Below are 4,122 nucleotides of genomic sequence, written 5' to 3'. Positions count from 1 at the left end.
GGGTCAGCCCTACCAGGGGGTAGGGGTCGTACCGGCCGGGCGGGGGCGGCCGTTGTGTGGCAATTGCGCCGCCACGCATGTGGTGCACCCAGTCGAACGTGGCATCCACCGGGTCCTGATGATGGCAGCCGCCCGCGAAAAGTGTGGCCACAAGCCCGGTCGCTGCAAGCCGTGCCGCCGGTGCGGGCAGGAAGACGGCGTTACGCAGCCAGGCCAGAACAAAAGGCAGCTCCGTTCGGCCAGATGCCACGGGTGCGCATGCGTGCGTGTCCGCACGCCGGTTCTGGCCCGTCCCGGCCCGCTTTGTCCGCTGGCCGGTGCGTGGCGTAGCCCCGGGCTGTGTCTGGTCTGGGCGAGGCTGCGGCATGGCCGGGCGGGTACTCCTGCACGATCGGGTAAGGACAGGCCGCACCTTAGCCCTTTCCCCGCCCGCTGGCGAGATAGTGGGTAATTGCCCCTTGGCAGGCACGTTACGGGGGAGCAGGATAGCGGTATGAACACAGACACAAAACAATGTGCGGAGACAGCAATGCCGGGACCATTCCCCCGTGATGCCTTCAGGCTCGATGAAGACGAACCCGAAACCCCGGACACCCCTGAAAAGGAAGAGGGAGAGGGCAAATCCTCCGGTGCTCCGCATGGTGAACTGGAGCACAAGCTGTTCAAACAGCGTAAGGTGCTGATTTTCGGCGGGATCAACGACAAGGTGGCGCGTGACGTGACCGGTCGCCTGCTGGCTCTAGCGGGTGACTCCGACAAGCCGATCGATGTGTATGTCAACTCTCCCGGCGGGCATGTGGAAAGTGGCGACACGATCCACGACATGATCCGCTTTGTCGATTCGATTGCCCCCGTGAACATGATCGGCACCGGCTGGGTCGCATCCGCTGGCGCGCTGATTTTTGCCGCGGGTCACAAGGAACGTCGATTCTGCCTGCCCAATACGCGTTTTCTGCTGCACCAGCCCATGGGGGGTGTGCGCGGCCCGGCAACCGATATCGACATCGAAGCACGCGAAATCCTCAAGATGCGCGAACGCCTGAACCGGCTTTTCGCGAAGGAAACCGGCCACAGCTACGAAAAAATCGCCAAGGACACGGACCGCAACTACTGGATGTCCGCGCAGGAAGCGATTGATTACGGTTTAGTGACCAAGATCATTTCCCAGCTTTCCGATCTGCACTAAGCGGGATTGGTGCTGCGCCCCGCACATGCCGGGGCGCAGCCTGTTCCAGATTACCGGACCCCGCGGCATTCGTTCCGGCCAGTCGCGCCTGAACCCCCATGCCCCGGTCCCCCAAAGACAGGTTCCTTCAGTATGGGTTCGCTGAGCGAAATTTATTCCAGACTTCCAGACAGCATGGACGATCTGCCGCCCCCTCCCAACCAGGAGGCCGTGGCCCAGGCAGACTATCACGCACGGCATTGGGTCAGTCCGCTGACAGGCCCGCTCAAGCCGGGGTCCGAGGCCCACAAGCGTGCCGTGGCCGCCATGTTCCGCGAAACGTTCAACCCCTACCGGCCATCGGTCATAGACTGGCCCAAGCTCGACCCACAGACACTGCACCGCATTGTGTCGCTGCCGATCTGGGATATTGCGGTCCAGACCGAAGGCAAGGCCCGGCTACGCATGGCGGCTTACGCAAGCCTTGTGCAGGACCCGGACATGAAGGATGCGATCTCGCGCAATGCGTGGGAGGAAAACCGCCACAAGGAAGTACTGTCCAAGATGGTGGCGGCCTATGACATTCCCATGGCGCCCGAGCCCCCCTACGTCGAACCGAAAGATGTCGAATGGGCTTATCTGGTCACCGGTTTTTCCGAATGCGTTGACAGTTTCTTTGCCTTTGGCATGTTCGAACTGGCCAAGCGTTCGGGTTTTTTCCCCGAAGCGCTGACCGATACGTTCGAGCCGATCATGCAGGAGGAATGTCGCCATATCCTGCTGTTCGCGAACTGGCTTGCCTGGCAGCGTGCGGTCATGCCGTGGTGGCGTCGCCCGTATTTCGAAGCCAAGGTCTGGGCGGTCTGGGCGTTTCTGGCCTATGAACGCATGAGCCTTGCCCGCACGGTTGACGATAGCGGGCAGGAGCACACGCAGGACAATAACTTTACGGTCACCGGCACCAAGGACGTGGCCAATATCGATATTACCCTGCCGGATTTCATGGATCTGTGCCTGGCGGAAGATGAGCGGCGTTTTTCCGGGTATGATGCACGCCTTCTGCGCCCGACCACGGCCCCTTTCCTGGCCCGCGTAATCCGTAATACCGGGCGCGCCTGGGAATTCGCCAGCGGTATTGTCAAGGCCAACCGCAAGTAACGGCAGATACCGTCCCGGTTTTGTTATCTCAAAAGCGCCTGCCAGCATCAGTTGGCAGGCGCTTTTTTATTGCCTGTTGTGTGTCGGTATTTTTGAAACGCCCATAATGGGGCGTGAAATAAATATGTCATTTGAATGTATGGGTCGCTGCTTCTAGTCTTTGTTAACGTATTTTAAATCAATATTGTGTCCGGAAAAATGTCTTTCCCACGTCGAGATGTGCCTAAAGCGCTTATGGGTTCCATTGCCAGGACGGGTATTACGTTACTGCCGTCCGAATGCGGTGCCGCGGTCATGGATCTGTTCCGGGAAGAAGAGACTGTTAATCTGGTCTGCGTTGTCGATCATGACGGTTCACCGCTGGGGCTGATCGACCGTCAGCATTTTCTGTCCCTGATGTCGAGCCCGTTTTCTTATGCGTTGTATCACAGGCGCCCCATTACGCTGCTGATGGATGAAAATCCTATTATTGTCGATGCCCGGATGCCTATTCCCGTTTTCACGCAAAAAATATTGCAGGGCGTGATCCATAATATTCATAACGGTTTTGTTGTTGTGGATCGCGGGGTTTATGTCGGCACCGCCACGCCGTTCGACCTGTTTCAGGCATCTTATCTGCATAGTGCTCGGATTTCAGTCGTGCTGGAAGAAAAAACCCAGACACTGAGTGATATATTCGAGGATATTTCTAACACCACAAAATCGATCAATACAGGTGCGCGCAGTTTGCAGGATGAGTCCGACAGGTTGTCGGAACGCAACAGGATTCAGAACAGGAATCTTGAAAAATCAGATGATAAAATAAAGGTTATTATAAACAATACCGAAAGCGAATGCGCGAAAATTGCGAAATCTCATGGGTATATCAAGGCTGCGACAAAGGATATTGAAAATTCCTGCGTCAAGATCAACGACACGATAGAGGACTTCAAGGATATTTCAAAAATATCGTCCGATATCGGTGGCATTCTCGATATCATGAGCGACATCTCGTTCCAGATCAATATTCTGGGTATCAATGCGTCGATCGAGGCGGCTCATGCCGGGGTGTACGGGGCCGGTTTTTCCGTTGTGGCGCAGGAAGTGCGTAACCTTGCCGATGTTACGTCGTCATCGCTGGAGACAATCCGTTCGCTGATCGGAGATTCGAAAACCACGATCGGCAACTGTCTTGAAACCATGAACAAAAATTCCGACGCTCTTCTGGAAATCACCAAGAAAGTCGATAACATCAGCCTGCTGTTCGAAGAATTCGAAGCTTTTGCGCAAAACCAGAAAAACGATATTCTCAGCCTGAACGCCATCATGGACGACGTGCGGTGCTCTACGCATAACAATAATGAAACCGTGGGGCGCGCCAATGATATTTGTGGCGTTCTGTTCTCCAATGTGTCGGATCTGGCGCGTCTGACCCAGCAGATATAGCCCGCAGCACTTGAGCGGTGGCACTGTTCCGGTTCAGGCAAAGATTGCCCGCGACCGGCGTGTGCCATGCGGGTTGCAGGTCGATAAGGCCGCTTGCATTCCATACGGGGTCGGTCTGTCTGTTCATGCAGGTTTCGTGCCCGGTAGGCGTGAGCTATCCTGCCCTGGCGCCGGGATGCGCTTAAAAGCCCTTGGCCCGATAACCTGCCCACAGGCCGATCGACGTCTGTGACCGGATAACGCAGCCCTTGCGTTGTGCCGACTGGCAGTCCGGGCTGGCTCAACTATGCGCGAGCGGATGCCATACTGTGGGTGGCGGATGGATAAATGAAAATTTAGGGGTTGTCCCATGCGCGCATGGGAGGTGTTATGGA

Annotated in this window: 3 protein-coding genes and 1 pseudogene; 3 read left to right on the top strand and 1 reads right to left on the bottom strand. The window is 56.6% G+C overall.

The window, feature by feature from the left end; translation table 11 throughout:
- Nucleotides 1-250: pseudogene (locus tag ABF990_RS08230) on the bottom strand (hypothetical protein); the annotation flags it as partial.
- Between the two features lie 243 nt (nt 251-493).
- On the opposite strand from ABF990_RS08230, the gene ABF990_RS08225 reads away from it, so the two are divergent.
- The 3 genes from ABF990_RS08225 to ABF990_RS08215 all read left to right on the top strand — a co-directional run bounded on the left by ABF990_RS08225 (nt 494) and on the right by ABF990_RS08215 (nt 3,748).
- Nucleotides 494-1,186, top strand: coding sequence for an ATP-dependent Clp protease proteolytic subunit (locus ABF990_RS08225; protein WP_415492081.1), 693 nt, complete (start codon nt 494-496; stop codon nt 1,184-1,186).
- 132 nt (nt 1,187-1,318) lie between these two features.
- Nucleotides 1,319-2,323 (top strand): ferritin-like domain-containing protein, encoded by a 1,005-nt coding sequence (locus tag ABF990_RS08220; protein ID WP_415492080.1) that lies wholly within the window; start codon nt 1,319-1,321, stop codon nt 2,321-2,323.
- A gap of 234 nt (nt 2,324-2,557) precedes the next feature.
- On the top strand, nt 2,558-3,748 hold the full coding sequence (locus tag ABF990_RS08215) for a methyl-accepting chemotaxis protein (RefSeq protein WP_415500430.1): 1,191 nt from the start codon (nt 2,558-2,560) through the stop codon (nt 3,746-3,748).
- Nucleotides 3,749-4,122 lie beyond the last annotated feature (374 nt).

The sequence above is a fragment of the Acetobacter sp. genome, assembly GCF_047723915.1.
Taxonomy (GTDB): Bacteria; Pseudomonadota; Alphaproteobacteria; order Acetobacterales; family Acetobacteraceae; genus Acetobacter.
This window is presented reverse-complemented; position numbering and strand designations above follow the sequence as displayed.